Genomic DNA, 18,579 nt, shown 5'->3' on the forward strand with positions numbered 1-18,579 from the left:
GTTTTTAGACCAACAGAAAAATATGTTTTCAGAAACTGTTATCTATTCTATTGTAGATAGCAGTTATTTTTTTGCAATCGTTATTCTTTTTTCAGAAGAGAGCGGTTGTTTTTTGTTTTCAGCAACAAAATTTATGCCAAATGGCTCCAAAATTATATCTGGTCTACAGATGAGCGTAATTATATTCATCAATCTGAAATGGAAGATGAGGAAAAAAGTAAGAAAGCTGCTCCAGAAAAGTTAGCAGAATATGCGGAAGAACTTAAAATAGCTGTAAATTAATTTGAAATAGAGTTGTATAGGCCTGTAAATAGGTTTAAGTTTGATTATTCTTGATTTTATTGCCTTAAATCAAAGCTGAGAGTGTTTAATAAAATAGCTATTTTAAACGACAATAATAATAAGAGCTGATGATATTGTCAGAAAAGGCTTTTTAAACAGCAGTTTTCTTTTATCCTCACAAATAATGTGCTATAATAAATTATAATTGTAAATAAAAAAAGGAGTTGAAGCAAATGAATATAAATTCTGCCATGCAGAGTCAAATTGCAAGTGTACAGCAGGCCTTAGGTATGATGTCAATGCAGAAATCAATGGGTCAGGATGCAGCAAGTGTCGGTAAACTTTTGCAAGGAATGCAGGAAACTACTGAAGCTGTTCAGCAGGCAGCTGGAATCAATCGCGGTCATCATTTGAATGTGAAAGCCTAATTTTTTTAAAAATTGGTCAAATTGATTGTGAATTGAATTTTAAATATAAATGTATTAAAACTTGTGAGGTACTTTAATGGATAAAAATAACAGAACTAATTTTCACTATCAAAAAGCCTTAGAACTGTTCAAAAAAAACAATGTAACTGAAGCAGTAAAAGAATTAAAACTTTGCCTTAAGTTTAATCCTAAAGATGTTTTAGCACTTAATTTGCTAGCTCTGGGTTATTATCTCAAATGTCGTTTTGATAAAGCTGAAAATTATTGGAGACAGAGTCTAGCTATAAAAAGAAAAAATAATCAGGCGATTGATTATTTAGAACTAATCACAAAAAAAGATTTTTTAGAACTGCGTCAGGAATATAAAGAAATATTATTTAATGATACTGTTGGCAAAAGTGAAAAAATAGAGTTTTTAAAAACCATTATCAATAAACATGATGAACTAATTGAGCCTTATTTAATTTTAGGCTTATTATACAAAGAAGATCAAAATTACCAGGAAGCACTAAAATATTTGTATCAGGCTTATGATTTAGACAGCGGTAATAAAAATATCAAAGATTATATAATGGAATGTGAAAATATAGAAAATAAGTATAAGTTTTTTAGTTTAGATAGATTTGATCTAAGCCGTTTTAATTTAGAAAAATTTAAATTCTTTAAATATAAAAAAGAAACTACTTTGATTTTAACAGCACTTTTAGCAGTTTTTTTGATTTTTTATATAAATAGTGAAGAACAGCCAGTTCAATTAGATAATACGGTTCAACAGGAAGAAATTAAGAAGCAATCAGCTGCAGCAGAAAATAATAAAAATCAAAATCCAGATCAGGAGAGCCAACAGGAGAGCAAGAATGAGGGATTCAACTCTTTGAATAATTTAGATTTAAAACTTGATTTAATGAAGTTTAAAGCTATTGAAAATCCAATTTCTCTTGATCTGATTAGGACAATCAAAGAAAATGAAGCTAAAAAGAATTCGGCAGAAACTTATGAAGAATATTTCAGTGAGGATCGAGAACAGGAGTTATTTAATCTTGGACTTCAGGCACTTAGAAATCAACGCTATCAGGACGCGGCAGCTATTTTTGAGCAGTTGTATAAATTTTCTGAGGCTGAGTATTTAAAAAGAGAAAGCCTTTATCTTTTAGCTAGAAGCAGCCAACTTACTCAGAATTATCTGGCAGCTGAGAATTATTATCAGCTTTATATTGATAATTATCCTGAGACAAATTATTATGAAGAGGCATTATATAATTTAGGTTTACTTTTAGATGAGCAGGATAAACTTGAAGAAGCAAAAGAGATTTTACAGCAGTTAAGGGAGGATGCACCTTATAGCTCTTATAATAACTCAAAAGTCTATGATATTTTAAATAAAGAAAACTGAGGAGTTAAAAGTTATGCTTAATAATTTAACTTTAAAAATAGATAGTTATCCTTCACGCAAGGCAATGGGTTTTTATAATCTTGCCGATAGAGCTGGAGACATTGCTCAACAGGGAAAAAAGGCTGCTGCTGAAGCGGTTAGATTTTATGCATCTACAGGTGATAAGTTAGCTGATTTTAAAAACTACAAATTATCAGATCTTGGCTCTGAAATTATGTATACGGAAGAAAGAGAACTGAGAATTGTCTACAAACCAGGGCCAAATATAGATTTTAAAGCTTAAAATACAAGGGGGCAGTAAAATTGGAGTTAATGACAAGAGATTTTGGGAAAATAGAAATTGAGAAAGATCAAATAATAAATTTTAAAGGTGGGCTACCTGGATTTGAGGAATATCGAGAATTTGTCTTACTACCCTTTGCCGATGATTCACCTTTTATAATTATGCAGTCTATAGTGAATCCCGAACTGGCATTTATTACAATTGAGCCCAGGAACTTAATTTCTGATTATGAATTTGAAATAAGTGATAAAAAAGAAAAAGAATTAAAAATAAATTCAATCGAGGAAATTTTAGTATTGAATATAATTACTTTAAAGAATAAAATAGAGAATATAACGGCCAATTTATCAGCTCCAATAATTATCAATCTCAAAGAGAGATTAGGCAGCCAGATTATTCTGGATAACCACAAATTAAGCGTTCGTTATCCGATTTTTGCGGAAGCTGAGCAGCAGTCTGCTCAGTTAGAAGAGGTGTCAGAATAATGTTGGTTTTAACTAGAAAAGAAAATGAAAAAATTTTAATTGGGAGCGATATAGAAATAACTGTAGTTGCGGTTGATAATAGCAGTGTTCAGTTGGGAATAACTGCTCCCAGAGAAATAGAAATTTTAAGAAAAGAACTATTAGAAGATGTGAAAAAAGAAAACAGAGAAGCAGCTGCAAATAAAAACCTTTTAAAAAAGCTGCAGCAGTTAAAATTCAATTCAGATTCAAAGGATTAAAGGAGGCGATTATTGTGAATAAAAATCGCGCGGAACAGTACAAGAAAACTCAGATTAATACAGCCAACCCAGGCAAACTTTTATTAATGCTCTATCAGGGATCATTAAAATTTGCTAAACTGGCAGTACAGAATATAGAAGCTAATAATATTGAAGAGAGTCATAAAAATATTATTAAGGTACAGAATATTATTTTAGAACTTAAAAGGACTTTAGATAAAGAAAAGGGAGGCCAGCTGGCAGATCGATTAGAGGGATTATATGATTTTATATATCAGGAGCTGCTGCAGGCAAATTTAAAAAAAGACACCAAACATTTAAAAAATATCATTCCTCTTTTGGAGGAACTTCATTCTGCTTATAAAGAGATAATATTAAATCAATCAAAGTCTGAGCCTCAACAGAGAGTTAATATTGGAGGTTAAAATGGCTTCATTACTCAACTTATATCAAAAATTAAATCAAAAGATAGTAGAAGAGAAAAAATATATACAGGCGGCAGCTTATGAAGAGTTAAAAGAACTATTAGCTGCTAAAAATGATCTAATCAGAGAAATTGAGGAAAAAGAAGCGTCAGTCAAATCAGCTGAAACAAAAAAACTTCAAAAATCAGATATCAAAAAGTTAAAAGAACTATTAGCTGAGGCTGCAGAAATTCAACAAGAAAATATGGAAATTCTGACTCAAAAAAAGGGAGAAATTAAAACAAAACTTTTAGAATTATATGGACGTAAAAAAAGTATTAAAGGCTATCATAATAGAGGTCATCAGGAAGCAAAGTTTTTTGATCAAAAGAGCTAAAAAAAAATTAGATTATTTTTTTATTTAACTAATAACGAATAAAGCTAGGGGAGGGATTTTTTTGAAGGACAATGAATATTTAAATATGTTTTTTGCCGAAGCCAAAGAATATATAGAAGTTTTAAATAATGGTATTTTAACATTGGAAAATAATTCAGAAGATAAAGAAACAATTGATGCTATATTCAGAGCTGCTCACTCTTTAAAAGGAATGGCAGCAGCAATGGGTTTTGAAAACTTAACAGAATTGACTCATAAATTAGAAAACAGCCTGGATAAAATCAGAGAGGGAAAAATAAGTGTCAAAACCGAATTTATAGACCTTTTATTTCAGGCTTTAGACAATATTCAATATTTAGTTAAAGCTGTGGAAGATAATGGTGGGGAAGAACCTGAAGATTTTGATATTGATGTTTTAGTAGCTGAACTTATTGCTTATACCGAAAATAGCCCCATAGAAAGTAAAAGCAAAGCTCAAAAAAGCTCAGAAGATTTAGAAGATTTTTTGACCGATTCAGAAAAAGAGGCGCTCTTAGATAAGAAAAAGGATAAGGAAAGAGTTTATCAGATTAAAGCGGAAATTGTTGAAGAAGAATTTAAGTCTGTAAGAGCTTTTATGCTTTTAAAAAAGTTAGATGAAATTGGTCAGCTTTTTAAATCTAATCCAACAAAAGATGAAATTGAAAACTCAGAATTAGATATTTGCGAATTAAATATAATTGCTTTAAGCTGGCTCGATTCAGAGGAGTTTAAAACAGAATTAGAAGCACAACAAAGTGTTAATTTGATTAATTTAGAAGAACTTCAAAATTCACAGCTGGAAATTAATCAAGAAAGCACAGCTAAAAAAGCTGATTCTAAAAAAACAGGTGTAAGCAGTTTTAACAGCAGTTCTACAGTTAGAGTGGATATTTCTAAACTTGATACTTTAATGAATATGGTAGGAGAGCTTTTAATTAACAAAAGTCGTTTAGAATCGCTTAATATTAAAAAAACAAAATTTACAGAAATCATGCCTCAGCTTGATCGGGTAACTATGGATTTACATCATATAGTGATGCAGATTAGAATGGTTCCGGTTGGGGTAATGTTCAGCCGCTTTCCAAGAATGATGAGAGACTTGAGCAATAAAATGAATAAAGAAATTAATTTTGTAATGACAGGCCAGGAAACCGAGCTTGATCGTTCAATTATTGATGAATTAGCTGATCCTCTAACTCATTTGCTTAGAAATGCTATTGATCATGGAATAGAAAAACCGGCTCAAAGAAAAGCAAATGGTAAAGATGAAGAAGGCCAGATTGAGTTAACTGCCTATCAAAAAGGAAGCGAAATTATTATTGAAGTTAAAGATGATGGTGCAGGTATAGAAGCGGCAGCAATTTCTAAAAAGGCAGTTGCCAAAGGAATTGTGGAAGAGGAAGAAATTCAACAGATGGAAAAAAGAGATATACTAGATTTTATTTTTCATCCCGGCTTTAGTACAGCTCAGGAAATAACAGATGTTTCCGGTAGAGGTGTTGGAATGGATATTGTCCGTAGTACTGTCAAAAAACTTGACGGTCAAATCAGTATTAATTCAGAACCAGGAAAGGGAAGTACTTTTAAGATAACTTTACCCCTAACACTGGCTATTTCGCAAGCCTTAATGGTAAAGATTCTCGGCGATATTTTTGCAATTCCGTTAAATTCAGTTAGTGAAACTCTAACAATTGAGCCTCAGAATATCAAAAAAATTAGAGGTATGGATGTAATAGTATTAAGAGAAACAACAATTCCGATTGTTTCAGCAGCCTCTATCTTTGGAAATGAAAAGCAGAAAACTTTTAAAAACTCAGCCAAAGATCTTTCTGTCGTTATCTTAAAAAGTGGAGAAAGAAAAGTTGGCTTAGTTGTAGAACAGCTGTTAAATCAGCAAGAAATTGTAATTAAATCTCTTGGAAAATATCTGCAGGATACCAGATATATCAGTGGTGCTACTATAATTGGTGATGGTGATGTTGCTTTAATTATTGATGTCAGAGATGTTGTTAGTAAATAAATATAAATATTGGAGGAAATTTTAAATGGAATTTGATATTAAAAAAATAAACTGGCAGAGTATAAAAACAAAGCTTATTATAATAATAAGTCTTCTTGTTTTAATATTAATTGCTCTTTCTACAACTATTACATATTTTCAAACTAAAAATATTTTAGAAGAAAGCATCTATAGCTCTGCTCTTGATAAAATACAAAGTAGTGCTGCCCAATTAGATATGGTAATTGATCAGGGTATGAATGCAGTTGAAAATGTTGACCATGCCTGGTTTGATACAAGGGTTAATCTGCCTACAAGTTTAGCAAGAGAACTTTATTATAAGGTGGGAAATAATGCACGTTTTAAAAATATAGTTGAAAACAATGAATACCTTAATTCAATGTTTATTTTGGATCTTGAGGGAGTAATGAGCATAACCAGCACCGAAGAAGATATAGACTTTTCTGATAATCCGGTTTTTAAGCAGGCTTTAGAGAGTAAAGAAATATTTATCAGTAACCCTTTAACTCAGCCTGGTGGGTCTAAAGAAGTTATTATGATTATTGAACCTTATTTTGTTGAGGAAAAACTTGCAACATTTTTTGGAGGTACAATTACTCTTAATAAATTGAATGAATTTGCCGCTACTTTAAACATTAACGGCAGCGGTCATGGTTTTATTATTAATCAGGATAATTATCTTCTAGCATATGAAGATGAAAAATATATCGGTAACCAGCAGCTATTAAGAGATGGTGGAGAAGAAGTGGCTCAGCTTTTTAATAATATGCAAAACGACTTAAGCCAGATAGAATTTTATAATCTGATGGGAATTGATAGTGGAGTAGCTTATGCTCCTTTAAATAATGCTGACTGGTCAATTGGGATTAAAGCTAACAACCAAAATGTTTTGAGCCCATTAATTAGACTTCGTTATATCAGTTTAATTATTGGGATAATTGCAGTTTTAATTGGTACAGCAGTTGCTTATTATCTTGCAGATTATATTTCTAAACCAATTATAGAGCTTCGAAACACCGTGAATTTTATAGCTAATGGAGACCTAACTAAAAAAGCTGAAGTCGAAAATAATGATGAAATTGGAGAACTTGCAGCTGACTTTAATAAAATGGTAGATAATATTAAGAAGCTAATTGACAATATCAGCAGTTCTGCAGTTAAAACTGAAAAAACAGGTGCTGATTTAAAAGTAACTGCAGCTGAAACTAGTTCTGCAGTCGACAGTGTTGCAGCTTCAATTGAAGAGTTTTCTGCTTCCATTGAAGAGGTAGCTGCATCAGCTCAAGAATTTGCTTCAACTAGCTCAAATATTAATGAAAATGTTCAGGGTATAACTGAATATACTGATGAGGTAAATGAGCTTGCTGAAAATGGTCTCTTAGAAATGCAAAAGACAGAAAAAGAAATGGAAAATATTCTAAATGTTTCAGCAGAATCAATAGATAAAATCAACAATTTAAATGCTTCTGCTGGTCAGATAAATGGAATTGTAAATATGATTTCTGCTATAGCAGAACAGACTAATCTACTTGCTTTAAATGCTGCAATAGAGGCAGCGAGAGCTGGGGATGCAGGAAGAGGTTTTGCTGTTGTTGCTGATGAGATTAGAGATTTAGCCGAAGAAACAAAAGGTTCAACTAATGAAATAAAAAATCTTGTAAGTAACTTACAAGAGGAAATTAAGGATGCCGTTAAAGTAATTAATAATACAAACTCTCAGATTAAGGAGGGAGCGGATTCGGTAGCAAGCACTGGGAAATCTTTTAATCATATAACAGATAAGATAAAAGATGTTGTGACTCAGGTTAAAAATACTGCTGAAGCTGTTGATGAGCTTAACCGAGGAAGCAAAGATATTTCAAGAGTAACTGAAGAACAGGCAGTAAATAGTGACCAAATTTCAGAATCAGTACAGAAACAATCTGTGGCAGTTGATAATCTTAATAATGCAGTTGGAAGTCTGACAGAAATGACAGTAGAGTTAAAAGAGTTGGTTAATGAATTTAAAATTTCTTAAAGAGGTGAAAAAATGTCCTTAAATAAAGGAAAATCTAGTTCAATGGCTGCTCAGGATAGCAAGTCTGATTTGAATCAATATGTAGTATTTAATATTGATGCTGAACAATATGGAATAAAAATAGATAAAACACGAGAAATTATTAAAGAGGCTAAGATTACAGAAGTACCAAACACAGCCGATTATGTTGTTGGAGTAATTAATCTGAGAGGTATAATTGTGCCGGTGATTGAGCTTAGCCGCCGTTTTGGAATCGAAGAGCATATTGATAAGCATTTATTTGCAGAATCTGAGCAGAGAATAATAACTGTCGAAAGTGAAGAACAGCTTTTAGGTATTCAAGTCGATCATATAGAAGGTATTACCTGGGTTGAAGAAGAAAAAATAGCCCCACCTCCTGAACTTGAAAAGGGTATAAGAGAAGATTACCTAAGAGGTGTTTGGGCTCGGGATAACAAGCCTTTGTTAATTCTTCTTGACTTAGAAAAAACACTTTTTGCTTAAAATATTATATAGAAAATTTGGAGGTGAATTATTTTGCAGTTAAAGAATTCTAAGAAAAGGAACGAACAACAAAAATATATTATATTTACTCTTGCTGGAAAGCAATTTGGGGTTAACATAAAACAAACCAGAGAAATTTTATCATGTAAAGAACTGACTTTAGTACCAGAAAGTCCTGAGTATATTGCGGGACTTATAGACTTGCGTGGTATGGTGGTTCCTGTTATAGATTTACAGCTTAGATTAAATATAAAAAAAGAAGAAACTTCTCAAAACAATAACAAAGAAGCTTCTCAAGATAAGAATAGAATAATCATTATTGTAGAATTAGAAAATCTAACAGCAGGAATGATGGTTGAAGAAGTAAAACAAATCAAAGAATTAAATGGAGAAGAAATTGAAAATTTACCTTCACTTGCGCAAAAGATAGATCGTGAATACATAGCGGGTGTTGGTAGGACTGAAGAGGAAGAATTGCTGATGATTCTTGATTTGGAAAGTGTCTTAACTAGAGAAGAGATGAATCAAATTCAAGAATTAGAAGATAATGTTGTTAACGAATAAAAGGGGCAGGTTATGAATTTAGATAAAGAAAAAAAAGATATATTAAAAGAGATAGCAAATATTGGTGCGGGTAATGCGGCAACAGCTTTTTCGACAATGGTTGATCAGAAAATTGATATAACAGTGCCGAGAATTGAATTAATGCCGATAGAAGATCTTCCAGAAATCACAGGAGACCAGGAAGATTATATTTCTTGTACATTAATTAATTTTGAAGGAGAAATTTCTGGAAAAATACTTTTGGTTCTTGAGATGCAGGTGGTGGAAAAAGTTCTTCATCTTTTGTTTAGAGAAGGTGAATTGCCTGAAGATGAGATTCAAAATTCTGCCTTAAGAGAACTCGGTAATATTTTGAGTGGTGCCTACTTAAAAGCAATAAATATTTTCAGTAATTTAAATTTAAGCCAGGGATTGCCTGCAGTAGCATATGATATGGCGGGTGCTGTGCTCAGTAGTTCAGTTATAGATTTTAATCAAAGTGATGATGAGATAATTTTATTAGAAACTGAATTTATTATTTCTGACGAAAAGTTGGAATTATATTATTTTTTCATTCCCGAAGAAGAATCAATTGATATTTTTTTCCAGCATTTGATGGGTGATAACCTTGATTAGTGTGGAGCAAAAAGAAGAAAGAAAAACAATAGTTAAAATGGGTGACTGGGCAGTAGATCAGGAAGATTCTCAGCTTGTTATTTTAGGTCTTGGTTCCTGCATAGGAGTAGCACTTTATGATGATTTTACTAAAATAGGAGGACTTGCTCATGTTATGCTTCCCAAAAGTAAAGGGAAGAAAAAAGCGGAAGCAAAATATGCAGATACTGCTGTTCCATTTCTTTTAGAAAAAATGATTGAAAAAGGAGCTAAAAGAAGAAGATTAAAAGCAAAAATTGTGGGAGGGGCAGGGATGTTTAAGACAGAAGGTGGTCAGTCTGTAATGCAGATAGGCAAAAAAAATATTGAAGCAGTAAAAGAGGTACTAAAAAATCAAAAGATAAGAATTGTTGGTTCAGATCTGGCAAAAGATTATGGACGCTCAATGTATTTTCATCTCACTGATGGTAAAGTTAGAGTAACTGCCTTTAATAAAGAAAACATCACAATTTAAAAATTAATTAATAAATTTGTCTTGTAAATAAAAAAATTATCTGTTATTATTAACAATAGCAGTGCAGAGAATTACTAGGAGGTAAACCTTATATGAATTCAGTTTTAATAGTAGACGATGCTGCTTTTATGCGTTTAAATCTAAAAAATATTCTTAAAGATGATTTCGAAATTGCTGGTGAAGCAGAAAATGGCAAAGAAGCTATTGAACTTTATCAGGAATTAAAGCCTGATATTGTCACTATGGATATTACAATGCCGGTTATGGATGGTTTAGAAGCAATAAAAGCAATTCAGGATATTGACCCATCTGCAAAAATAGTTGTTTGCAGTGCAATGGGACAACAAAAAATTGTTATTCAGGCAATTGAAATGGGAGCAAAAGATTTTATTGTAAAACCATTTAAAAAAGATAGAGTAATGGAATCTTTAGAAAAATTGCTATAATTCATTTAAAATAAATAATATTGGCTAAATTGTTGAAAGACAATGGCGCAAAACTGTGGGTCTAAAACAATAATTATTGTTATGACTGCCAGGTTGCATAATAATTAGAATAAATAGTGACTTTATTATAGTTGTCTGATACTATAGTTTGAAGTCTAATTTAATTAATTTATCTGCGGCCTTTAGAAAACTAAAGGCCAATTTTATATATTTTGATTTAGGGGGTGGGAAAAATCAATAACTATTTGTCAATCATTAAAAGTGCTCTTGATGGATCAGTCAAACGTAGTGAATTAATTTCTAATAATATAGCTAATATCGGTACACCTAATTATAAACGGCAGGATATTGATTTTAAGTCAATCTTGTCCAAAAAAATAGACAGTGAAAATTCTAAAAGTATTTCAATTAAAACTACTAATGAAAAACATATTCCTTTTCGCAAAGAATATACTTCCCAGACTTTAAATTCCAAAAATAACCTTAGTTTCCGAAATGATCAAAACAATGTAGATATTGACCATGAAATGGCAGAAATGGCTAAAAATAGTATATATTATAATGTGATGACCCGTCGTGCGGCAGGTCATTTTTCGAATTTAAATCAAGTAATAAATCAGGGAGGTAAATAAAAGTGTTTAAAGGAATTGATATCAGTGCTTCTGGATTAACAGCTCAGAGATTGAGGATGGATCTTATTTCCAGTAATATAGCTAATGCAGAGACTACTCGTGCTCAAGATGGGAATACTTATAGAAGAAAAGTTGCAGTATTTAGGGAAAAATTTAATAATGAATTTATTCGATTAAATTCTGCTAAAAGGAGTAACAGTGATTCGAAGGCAGGAGTTGAGGTAAGTGCAATTGAGGAAGATCCTTCTCCTTTTAGGGTAGAGTACAGACCAGATCATCCTGATGCTGATGAAAATGGATATTTAGAATTACCAAATGTTAGTGTGATGACTGAAATGGTTAACATGATTGATGCTAGTAGGAGTTATGAAGCTAATGTTCAGGCAATCTCTAATTATAAAAGCATGGCAAATAGTGCTTTAAATATTAGTACTTAAGCTTTAAAAAGAGGTGAAAACAGTGAATAATATTATTAATCCGATTAAGATAGCAAATAATTTTAAGCTTGAGCAAAATGAAGCAGCTCAGGCACCAAAAAATAAAAATTTTTCTGAATTTTTTCAAGAAAAGTTAGTTGAAGTAAATGAACTGCAAAAAGATTCGCAAGAAATGACAGCCGATTTTGCAGTTGGAAAAACTGATAATATTCATCAGGTAATGATAGCGGCCGAAAAAGCTAAAATAGCTGTTAATTTAACAACGGCAGTTCAGTCTAAAGCTATTGATGCATATAAAGAGATAATGCGGCTTCAGGTTTAGTATCTTATTAAATTAGAATTGTCCTGTTTTTTGTTCTAAAATACACAAATAATATAAATCATTAAAGTAATTAATAAAATAATTAATAAAATAATTAGTAAAGTGATTAATAATTTAGAAAGAGGTTTTATGATGGCGGAGATCTTTGCAAAATATAAGGAAGAACTCAGCACCTTATGGAAAAAATTGAATAAAACTATTCAACTCTTAATTATATTGCTGACTGTTTTAATGTCCTTAGTTTTTGCTTACTTGATTTTTAGAGGAAGTTCTGTTAATTACCAGCCACTATATGCGGATTTAAGTACCTCTGATTCAGCCGCGATTGTTGAAAGATTAGAGGAAAATGGTGTTAAATATAAATTAGGTGGACAGGGTAATACCATTTTAGTTCCAGAAGATGATATTTATAGACTTCGCCTAAATCTGGCAGCTGCTGGTTTGCCTGACCAGGGTGTAGTAGGATTTGAAATTTTTGATCAGAGTAGTTTTGGGACAACAGAATTTGAAAGAAAGGTAAATTATTACAGGGCTTTGGGAGGGGAATTAGGTCGTTCAGTTCAATCCATTTCTGGTATTAGTTATTCTAAAGTTCAAATTACACCTCCCCAGGAAAGTCTTTTTTTAGCCGAAGAAAGATCTGCAACTGCTTCAGTTTTAGTCGAGTTAGAGCCAGGTTTTAGGATGAGTCAATCTCAAATAGAAGCAGTTCGCAATTTAGTTGCCAGTGGTGTACAGGATTTACCCTTAGAAGAAGTTACTATTGTTGATACTAACGGGAATTTGCTTTCAAATAATAATTCTGCAGCTGGTGAAGGTGTTAATCCTCAAAATTTTGTATTTCGCAAGGAATTTGAAGCCTCTTTAAAAAATGATTTAAACTCACTTTTGACCAGAGTTTTAGGTCCAAACAATTTTGTAGTAGAAGTTTATGCTGATCTAAATTTTGATCAAAGACAGGCTGAAAGCAAAACATATACTCCGATTGTGGATGAAAATGGAATAGTCAGAAGCGAAGAAGTTTCAACACAAAGCCAGCAGGGAAGCTCGGGTGCTCAAGGAGTGCCGGGAACTGACACAAATATTCCTCAGTATCAGGCAGGAGCTGAGGCAGAGTCTGAAACTTATGAAAGTGAAAATAGAATAACAAATTATGAAATAAATGAACGAATAGAACAGCATGTTTATGCGCCAGGGGATGTTGAAAAACTTTCGGTTTCAGTAATGGTTGATCAAACCACAGATGAGGAAAGGCTTGCTCAGATTAGATCAGCAGTAGCTGCGGCTATTGGCTATGATCAGGATCGGGGAGATATTTTAAATATTGCTGCAGTTAACTTCGATAACTCATTACAGGAAGAAGCCGAGGCTGCAAGAGAAAGTCAGGCAGCGGCAGAAAGGCGAAGAATGTATATCTATGGGGCTCTGATTGCATTTGTTTTATTAATAAGTGCAGGTCTAATTATTTATTTGGTCAGAAGAAATGGTATTCAGACGCAATCAGGGACAAATTTAGATATGTCAGTTGAGGACAATGAAGATGAATTAGAATCATTATTCCAACCAGATCGCGAACAGAGAAAAGAAGCTCATATGAAACGAGAGTTAGAACAAATGATTCATTCAGATCCAGAAAATGCAGCAAAATTAATCCGCAGTTGGTTATTGGATGAATAATAAATGTTAAAAATTGAAAGGGATTTATCATGAGAGATGAACTTACAGGTAAAGAAAAAGCAGCAATACTTTTAATATCATTAGGGCCGGAAATTTCTTCTGATATATTTAAACATTTAGATGATGATGAAGTAGAGAAATTGACCTTAGAAATTGCCAATCAAAATAAAATAGATCCTAGTTTAAAGAAGGAAATTCAGCAGGAATTTATTAATCTACAGCAGGCGAATAGCTATATTAATTCTGGTGGTATTAATTATGCCAAAAAAATCTTGGAAAAATCTTTTGGTCCTGAGAAAACTAAGGAAATTATTAATCGTTTGACTGCAACTCTACAGGTAAGACCATTTGATTCTATCCGTAAATCTGATCCTGCCCAATTATTAAATTTTATTCAGGGGGAACATCCACAGACAATAGCTTTAATTTTAGCCTATATTGATCCTGCTCAAGCTTCTCAAGTTATTTCGATGCTGTCTACTGATGTTCAGAGTGAGGTAGCAAAAAGAATTGCTATGATGGATAGAACTTCTCCAGAAATTATCAAAGAAGTAGAAAGCGTCTTAGATAAGAAATTGTCTGCTGTTGCCAGTAATGAATATGCTCGTGCAGGAGGGATCCAGTCAATTGTTGATGTTTTAAATCAGGTTGACAGAGGAACAGAAAAAAATATCCTTGATAAATTAGAAGAAGATGATCCTGAATTAGTAGAAGAAATTAAGAAGAGAATGTTTGTTTTCGAAGATATTGTACTTCTTACTGATAGAGCTGTTCAGCTTGTACTGCGTCAGGTTGAAACACATGATCTTGCTCTGGCTCTAAAAACAGCCAGTGATGAGGTTGGAAATATCATTAAGAGCAATATGTCTCAGCGAGCAGCAGAAATGCTAGAAGAAGATATGGAATTTATGGGACCTGTACGTATTAGAGAGGTAGAAGATGCACAGCAAAGGATTGTTAATGTGATTAGAGAATTAGAAGAAAGTGGAGAAATTGTAATTGCTAGAGGTGGGGAGGGTGAAGTAGTTGTCTAAGATTATTAAAGCTTCTCAAATTATAGGTAAGTATAAAATAAAAAACCACAAAAAATCTTTTTCTCTTGAATCCACAGCTGAACAAAAAGATGGTCAGGATGATAACTCAAAGAATAAAAAAAATAGTGAGCAGAAAAATAAACAAAAAAAAACTTTAATTAAACAGCAAAGGAAAAAGGCAGATGCCGAAGCAGAACAGATTATAACTGAAGCAGAAATAAAGGCTGCAGAAATTATTGAATCTGCGCAAAGAGAAAAGGAAGAAATAGAATTACAAAAAGAGGAAATTTTTTCCAAAATAAAAAAAGAAGCTGAAGCTGAAGCGATAAAAACAGCTCAAAACAAAATTGACAAAGCTGTAAATGAACTACTTTTAACTGCTAATTCTTTTAAAGCAGAAATGAAAAAGAAGACAGTTGAAGCTCAAAAAAATATTATAAATTTTTCTGTAAAAATTGCATCTATAATTATTGATGTGAAGTTGGAGCAAGAACCTGAAATTATTAATAATATTGTTTCTGAGATGCTCTCAAAGATTGATGAGAGTCATAATAATATAACGGTCCGAATCCATCCTGATTTAATACCTTATTTAGAACAAAATAACCTTTATTCTCGCCTTGAAGAAAAGAATCTAAACTTTAAGGGGGATTTTGAACTTGAAAAAGGTGATTGTATCGTAGAAAGCAGTCTGGGTGGAAAAGAAGGAAGTATTTCGCATAAAATTGAGCTGATTAGAGAAGAACTTTTAAAAGAGGTTGAGGACAGTGTTTGATTTAGATATGGATAAACTTGAACAAAAACTTAATCAGATCGATACAACTAGAAATTTTGGCCATATAAACAGGGTTATTGGACTTGTAATCGAATCGATCGGTCCTCATGCATCAATCGGCGAGATTTGTTTAATCAAAAGCGATCAGGGTGATATTAAGGCAGAAGTTGTTGGTTTTGATGATAATAAAATTCTGATGATGCCTATTGGTGAGATGGAAGGTATAAAACCTGGAGCTAGAGTAGTTGCCACAGGCGAAAAACTCAAAATAAATGTAGGAGAGCATCTACTCGGTAAAATTATCGATGGAAGTGGAAATGTTCTTAATGGCAGCTATCAAAATTTAGGTACAGCTGTTGAGGTTAATCGCCGGCCACCAGATCCACTCAAGCGGCGCCGGATTAAACAGCCTCTTTCTTTAGGTGTTAGATGTATTGATGGATTTTTAACATGTGGCAAAGGGCAGCGTCTTGGTATATTTGCCGGTAGTGGTGTTGGTAAATCAACACTGCTTGGAATGGCTGCTCGTAATACAAATGCTGATATTAATGTAATTGCTCTTGTTGGAGAGAGAGGGCGTGAGGTTAGAGATTTTATCGAAAAAGACCTTGGTGAAGAGGGTTTAAAACGTTCAATAGTTGTTGTAGCAACTTCTGACCAACCAGCTCTTTTAAGAGTTAAGGCTGCTAATATAGCAACTGCTATTGCTGAGTATTTTCGCGATCAGAGTGAAGACGTGCTTTTGATGATGGATTCTGTAACTCGGGTGGCTATGGCCTTAAGAGAGGTGGGACTTGCTATCGGTGAGCCTCCAGCTACTAGAGGTTATCCTCCATCTGTTTTTGCTGAACTACCTAAACTTTTAGAGAGAACTGGCACAAATGATTTAGGATCTATAACAGCTCTTTATACAGTCTTAGTTGAAGGTGATGACTTTAATGAACCGGTATCAGATACCGTTCGAGGTATTTTAGATGGACATATTTCTTTATCTAGAGAGCTGGCTGAATCAGGCCATTATCCAGCAGTTGATGTTTTAAGTAGTGTCAGCAGAATTATGAATGACCTGGTAGATAAAGATCACCTGAAAGCTGCTGAACAGGTACAGCAGTGGCTTGCTGCTTATAATAAATCTGAAGATCTAATTAATATTGGAGCTTATGAAAAAGGATCAAATCCGGAAGTGGATAAAGCAATAGAGAAAATCGGGCAGATTAACTCTTTTTTAAGACAGGATATAGAAGAAAAAGCAAATTATCAGGATAGTGTTAGCCGCTTAAAGAAAATAGCATCAAACTAGGATGAGATAAATGACTGGATATAAATTTAAATTTGAAAAAATTTTATCTTTAAGAAATAAAGAAGAAGAACAGGCTGAAAACAAGTATCTACATTTAAAAAAAGAGTTAAATGAGATAAACCAGCAAATTAAAGAATTAGAGCTTGAAAAAGAAGAGGTTTTTGATAATTTAAGGACAGATAATCATAATATTAACTCTCATATTGAAATGAGAGATTATCTAAAAAGATTAAGGATTGTTAAAATAAAGATTGAAGAAAAAAAGGCTGAAAAGGCCGAAGCTGTAAAAAAACAGTTTGAATATATGATGGAAAAAAAGAAAGAAAGAAAAACTTTAGAAAAATTAAAAGAAAAAGAAAGCAAAAAATTCTTTAAAGAATTTTTAGCAGCTGAGCAAAAGGAACTAGATGAACTCGGCAGACACTATGGTACAGGTGGTAGATAAAATAGATGAAAAAATTCATATATTTTCTAATATTATTTTTAGTTCTTTTCACAATGCTTAGCTGGTCACTTAATGCATTGGGAGTAATTGATGTTAAGACTGCAGCCTATAATATAGCTTCGAAAATTCCTTTTATTAATAACTATTTAGTCAGTCGAGCTGAAATGACTCAATTGGAAAATGAAAATCAGAAACTTCAGCAGACAATTAAAGCTAAAGAGACAAAAATTACTGAACTAGAAGCTCGGGTTCAGAATTTAGAAGCAGAACTTGATGAGCGAGACCAAAGGATTGCTGGAATTCAGAATGACTATAATGAACTGCTGACTGATAGAGAAAATACAGAAGCAAAATACGAAAAAGTTACTAAAATATACCGTCGAATGGAGCCAGAAGCAGCTGCAGCTGTGATTATGCAGATGGAGCAGGAACTGGCTGTAGAGATTCTTTCTCGATTAAAAGAGGAACAGGCAGCAGCAGTAATTGAGTCTTTATCTCAGGATAAAGCAGCAGAGATTATGAGTTTATTAAGTCAGTAATGATTAAAAAAATAAATAACTTAAAAACCAAAGGAACAAAATGTCCTTCGAACAATCTGTAATATAGTAAGGTTAAATTTTGTTGATAGCGGAAATTATGAAACTATAAATATTATCCACAACAAACCATTAGGTATAATTTCCTAGCTAATAAAAAGCAGATGATTAAAGTTCTCCTGCAAGTTTTTTTAGTAATTTTGCTGTGTCATCCGGGTCGTTAAGATAATAATCAGCTTCTGTATTTAAGCCATCTTCATTTTTGACATAAATTCTAATTCCGTCTTCTAGAACTTTAAATGCATCTTCATCTGTCCGATCATCACCAATATATATCCTGAGTATATTGTCTAGATCTAAATTATCTTTAATCTGGTTAGTAATATAGTCAACTGCCTTTCCTTTATCCCATCCTTCTGGCCTAACTTCGATAATTTTTCTCCCAGAAAGCAGCTGGTAAGCAGTATTTTCGAAGATTACCTTAAGTTTTCTTTCTATTTCTTTTTGCCTTGATTCAGAGTCGATGTGCAGTGCAAAGCCAATGCCTTTATCTTCTAGCTTAACTGTTTCCGACTCTACATATTTTTCTTTTATTTTCTGATAACTTTTTCTGCTTAATTCATCCAGCCTCTTGTCCTGATATGGATAAACTACATCTTCTTTAAAAAATAACTCTATCTCCAGACCATGACTACCTGCATAATTACTGCGCCTAAGATCTATCATATTTTTCAGCTCACTTAATTTTCTACCGGAAACTAAACTTAAATAATATTTACTGCTTTTCTCTAATTTTTTTAAACTCTTTATAATTTTAGGAAGCGCAAAAG

The 18,579-nt window shown here is 32.6% G+C and carries 25 protein-coding genes and 1 riboswitch; of the genes, 24 read left to right on the forward strand and 1 reads right to left on the reverse strand.

Annotated elements, in window-relative coordinates; all coding sequences use genetic code 11:
• The first annotated feature begins 105 nt into the window (after positions 1-105).
• From CI949_RS07515 to CI949_RS07630, 24 genes are all read left to right on the forward strand, one after another.
• Complete coding sequence (locus tag CI949_RS07515; protein WP_290764750.1) at positions 106-282, forward strand: hypothetical protein; 177 nt, start codon at positions 106-108, stop codon at positions 280-282.
• Positions 283-515: 233 nt separating this feature from the next.
• Entirely contained in the window at positions 516-710 is a 195-nt protein-coding gene (locus CI949_RS07520; RefSeq protein WP_089717106.1) for a hypothetical protein, read from the forward strand.
• A 76-nt stretch (positions 711-786) separates the two neighbouring features.
• Positions 787-2,103, forward strand: a complete 1,317-nt coding sequence (locus tag CI949_RS07525; protein ID WP_089717108.1) for a tetratricopeptide repeat protein — start codon at positions 787-789, stop codon at positions 2,101-2,103.
• Positions 2,104-2,116: 13 nt separating this feature from the next.
• A complete protein-coding gene (locus CI949_RS07530; RefSeq protein WP_089717111.1) occupies positions 2,117-2,386 on the forward strand; it encodes a DUF6470 family protein in 270 nt (89 codons plus the stop codon).
• A 29-nt stretch (positions 2,387-2,415) separates the two neighbouring features.
• Positions 2,416-2,871, forward strand: a complete 456-nt coding sequence (fliW, locus tag CI949_RS07535; protein WP_223174575.1) for a flagellar assembly protein FliW — start codon at positions 2,416-2,418, stop codon at positions 2,869-2,871.
• Positions 2,871-3,110 (forward strand): carbon storage regulator CsrA, encoded by a 240-nt coding sequence (csrA, locus tag CI949_RS07540; RefSeq protein ID WP_089717115.1) that lies wholly within the window; start codon positions 2,871-2,873, stop codon positions 3,108-3,110. Before fliW ends, csrA begins: the two co-directional genes overlap by 1 nt.
• A gap of 14 nt (positions 3,111-3,124) precedes the next feature.
• Positions 3,125-3,535, forward strand: coding sequence for a flagellar export chaperone FliS (gene fliS, locus CI949_RS07545; RefSeq protein WP_223174573.1), 411 nt, complete (start codon positions 3,125-3,127; stop codon positions 3,533-3,535).
• A 1-nt stretch (position 3,536) separates the two neighbouring features.
• Entirely contained in the window at positions 3,537-3,911 is a 375-nt protein-coding gene (locus CI949_RS07550; protein ID WP_290764775.1) for a hypothetical protein, read from the forward strand.
• A gap of 61 nt (positions 3,912-3,972) precedes the next feature.
• The gene (locus CI949_RS07555) at positions 3,973-5,952 is read left to right on the forward strand and encodes a chemotaxis protein CheA (protein WP_089717122.1); all 1,980 of its coding nucleotides are present in this window, start codon (positions 3,973-3,975) and stop codon (positions 5,950-5,952) included.
• A 25-nt stretch (positions 5,953-5,977) separates the two neighbouring features.
• The gene (locus tag CI949_RS07560; protein ID WP_089717123.1) at positions 5,978-7,969 is read left to right on the forward strand and encodes a methyl-accepting chemotaxis protein; all 1,992 of its coding nucleotides are present in this window, start codon (positions 5,978-5,980) and stop codon (positions 7,967-7,969) included.
• A 12-nt stretch (positions 7,970-7,981) separates the two neighbouring features.
• Positions 7,982-8,473 carry a chemotaxis protein CheW gene (locus tag CI949_RS07565; protein ID WP_089717125.1) on the forward strand — a complete coding sequence of 164 codons (492 nt, stop codon included), beginning with the start codon at positions 7,982-7,984 and terminating at the stop codon, positions 8,471-8,473.
• Positions 8,474-8,506: 33 nt separating this feature from the next.
• Positions 8,507-9,037 carry a chemotaxis protein CheW gene (locus CI949_RS07570; RefSeq protein WP_166635195.1) on the forward strand — a complete coding sequence of 177 codons (531 nt, stop codon included), beginning with the start codon at positions 8,507-8,509 and terminating at the stop codon, positions 9,035-9,037.
• Positions 9,038-9,049: 12 nt separating this feature from the next.
• Positions 9,050-9,652, forward strand: a complete 603-nt coding sequence (locus CI949_RS07575) for a chemotaxis protein CheC (protein WP_089717128.1) — start codon at positions 9,050-9,052, stop codon at positions 9,650-9,652.
• Between the two features lies 1 nt (position 9,653).
• Positions 9,654-10,145 carry a chemotaxis protein CheD gene (locus CI949_RS07580; RefSeq protein ID WP_223174576.1) on the forward strand — a complete coding sequence of 164 codons (492 nt, stop codon included), beginning with the start codon at positions 9,654-9,656 and terminating at the stop codon, positions 10,143-10,145.
• 92 nt (positions 10,146-10,237) lie between these two features.
• Entirely contained in the window at positions 10,238-10,591 is a 354-nt protein-coding gene (locus CI949_RS07585; protein WP_089717132.1) for a response regulator, read from the forward strand.
• A 12-nt stretch (positions 10,592-10,603) separates the two neighbouring features.
• A riboswitch (cyclic di-GMP riboswitch) is annotated at positions 10,604-10,692 on the forward strand.
• Positions 10,693-10,815: 123 nt separating this feature from the next.
• Positions 10,816-11,223, forward strand: coding sequence for a flagellar basal body rod protein FlgB (flgB, locus tag CI949_RS07590; RefSeq protein WP_223174574.1), 408 nt, complete (start codon positions 10,816-10,818; stop codon positions 11,221-11,223).
• Between the two features lie 2 nt (positions 11,224-11,225).
• On the forward strand, positions 11,226-11,660 hold the full coding sequence (gene flgC / locus CI949_RS07595; RefSeq protein WP_089717134.1) for a flagellar basal body rod protein FlgC: 435 nt from the start codon (positions 11,226-11,228) through the stop codon (positions 11,658-11,660).
• Between the two features lie 22 nt (positions 11,661-11,682).
• Positions 11,683-11,982: a flagellar hook-basal body complex protein FliE gene (fliE, locus tag CI949_RS07600; protein ID WP_089717136.1), complete on the forward strand. Its 300-nt coding sequence runs from the start codon at positions 11,683-11,685 to the stop codon at positions 11,980-11,982.
• Between the two features lie 132 nt (positions 11,983-12,114).
• On the forward strand, positions 12,115-13,659 hold the full coding sequence (fliF, locus tag CI949_RS07605) for a flagellar basal-body MS-ring/collar protein FliF (RefSeq protein WP_133618020.1): 1,545 nt from the start codon (positions 12,115-12,117) through the stop codon (positions 13,657-13,659).
• 29 nt (positions 13,660-13,688) lie between these two features.
• Positions 13,689-14,693 carry a flagellar motor switch protein FliG gene (gene fliG, locus CI949_RS07610; RefSeq protein ID WP_089716305.1) on the forward strand — a complete coding sequence of 335 codons (1,005 nt, stop codon included), beginning with the start codon at positions 13,689-13,691 and terminating at the stop codon, positions 14,691-14,693.
• Entirely contained in the window at positions 14,686-15,468 is a 783-nt protein-coding gene (locus tag CI949_RS07615; RefSeq protein WP_089716304.1) for a FliH/SctL family protein, read from the forward strand. Before fliG ends, CI949_RS07615 begins: the two co-directional genes overlap by 8 nt.
• The gene (gene fliI / locus CI949_RS07620; protein ID WP_089716303.1) at positions 15,461-16,768 is read left to right on the forward strand and encodes a flagellar protein export ATPase FliI; all 1,308 of its coding nucleotides are present in this window, start codon (positions 15,461-15,463) and stop codon (positions 16,766-16,768) included. Before CI949_RS07615 ends, fliI begins: the two co-directional genes overlap by 8 nt.
• A 10-nt stretch (positions 16,769-16,778) precedes the next feature.
• Positions 16,779-17,213, forward strand: a complete 435-nt coding sequence (gene fliJ, locus CI949_RS07625) for a flagellar export protein FliJ (protein ID WP_089716302.1) — start codon at positions 16,779-16,781, stop codon at positions 17,211-17,213.
• A gap of 5 nt (positions 17,214-17,218) precedes the next feature.
• Positions 17,219-17,752, forward strand: coding sequence for a MotE family protein (locus CI949_RS07630; protein ID WP_089716301.1), 534 nt, complete (start codon positions 17,219-17,221; stop codon positions 17,750-17,752).
• A gap of 165 nt (positions 17,753-17,917) precedes the next feature.
• On the opposite strand, the gene otsB is transcribed toward CI949_RS07630, so the two are convergent.
• Positions 17,918-18,579 (reverse strand): trehalose-phosphatase (gene otsB / locus CI949_RS07635; protein ID WP_290764804.1); only part of this gene is annotated, 662 nt, incomplete at its 5' end.

This window comes from Halanaerobium sp., assembly GCF_003070835.1.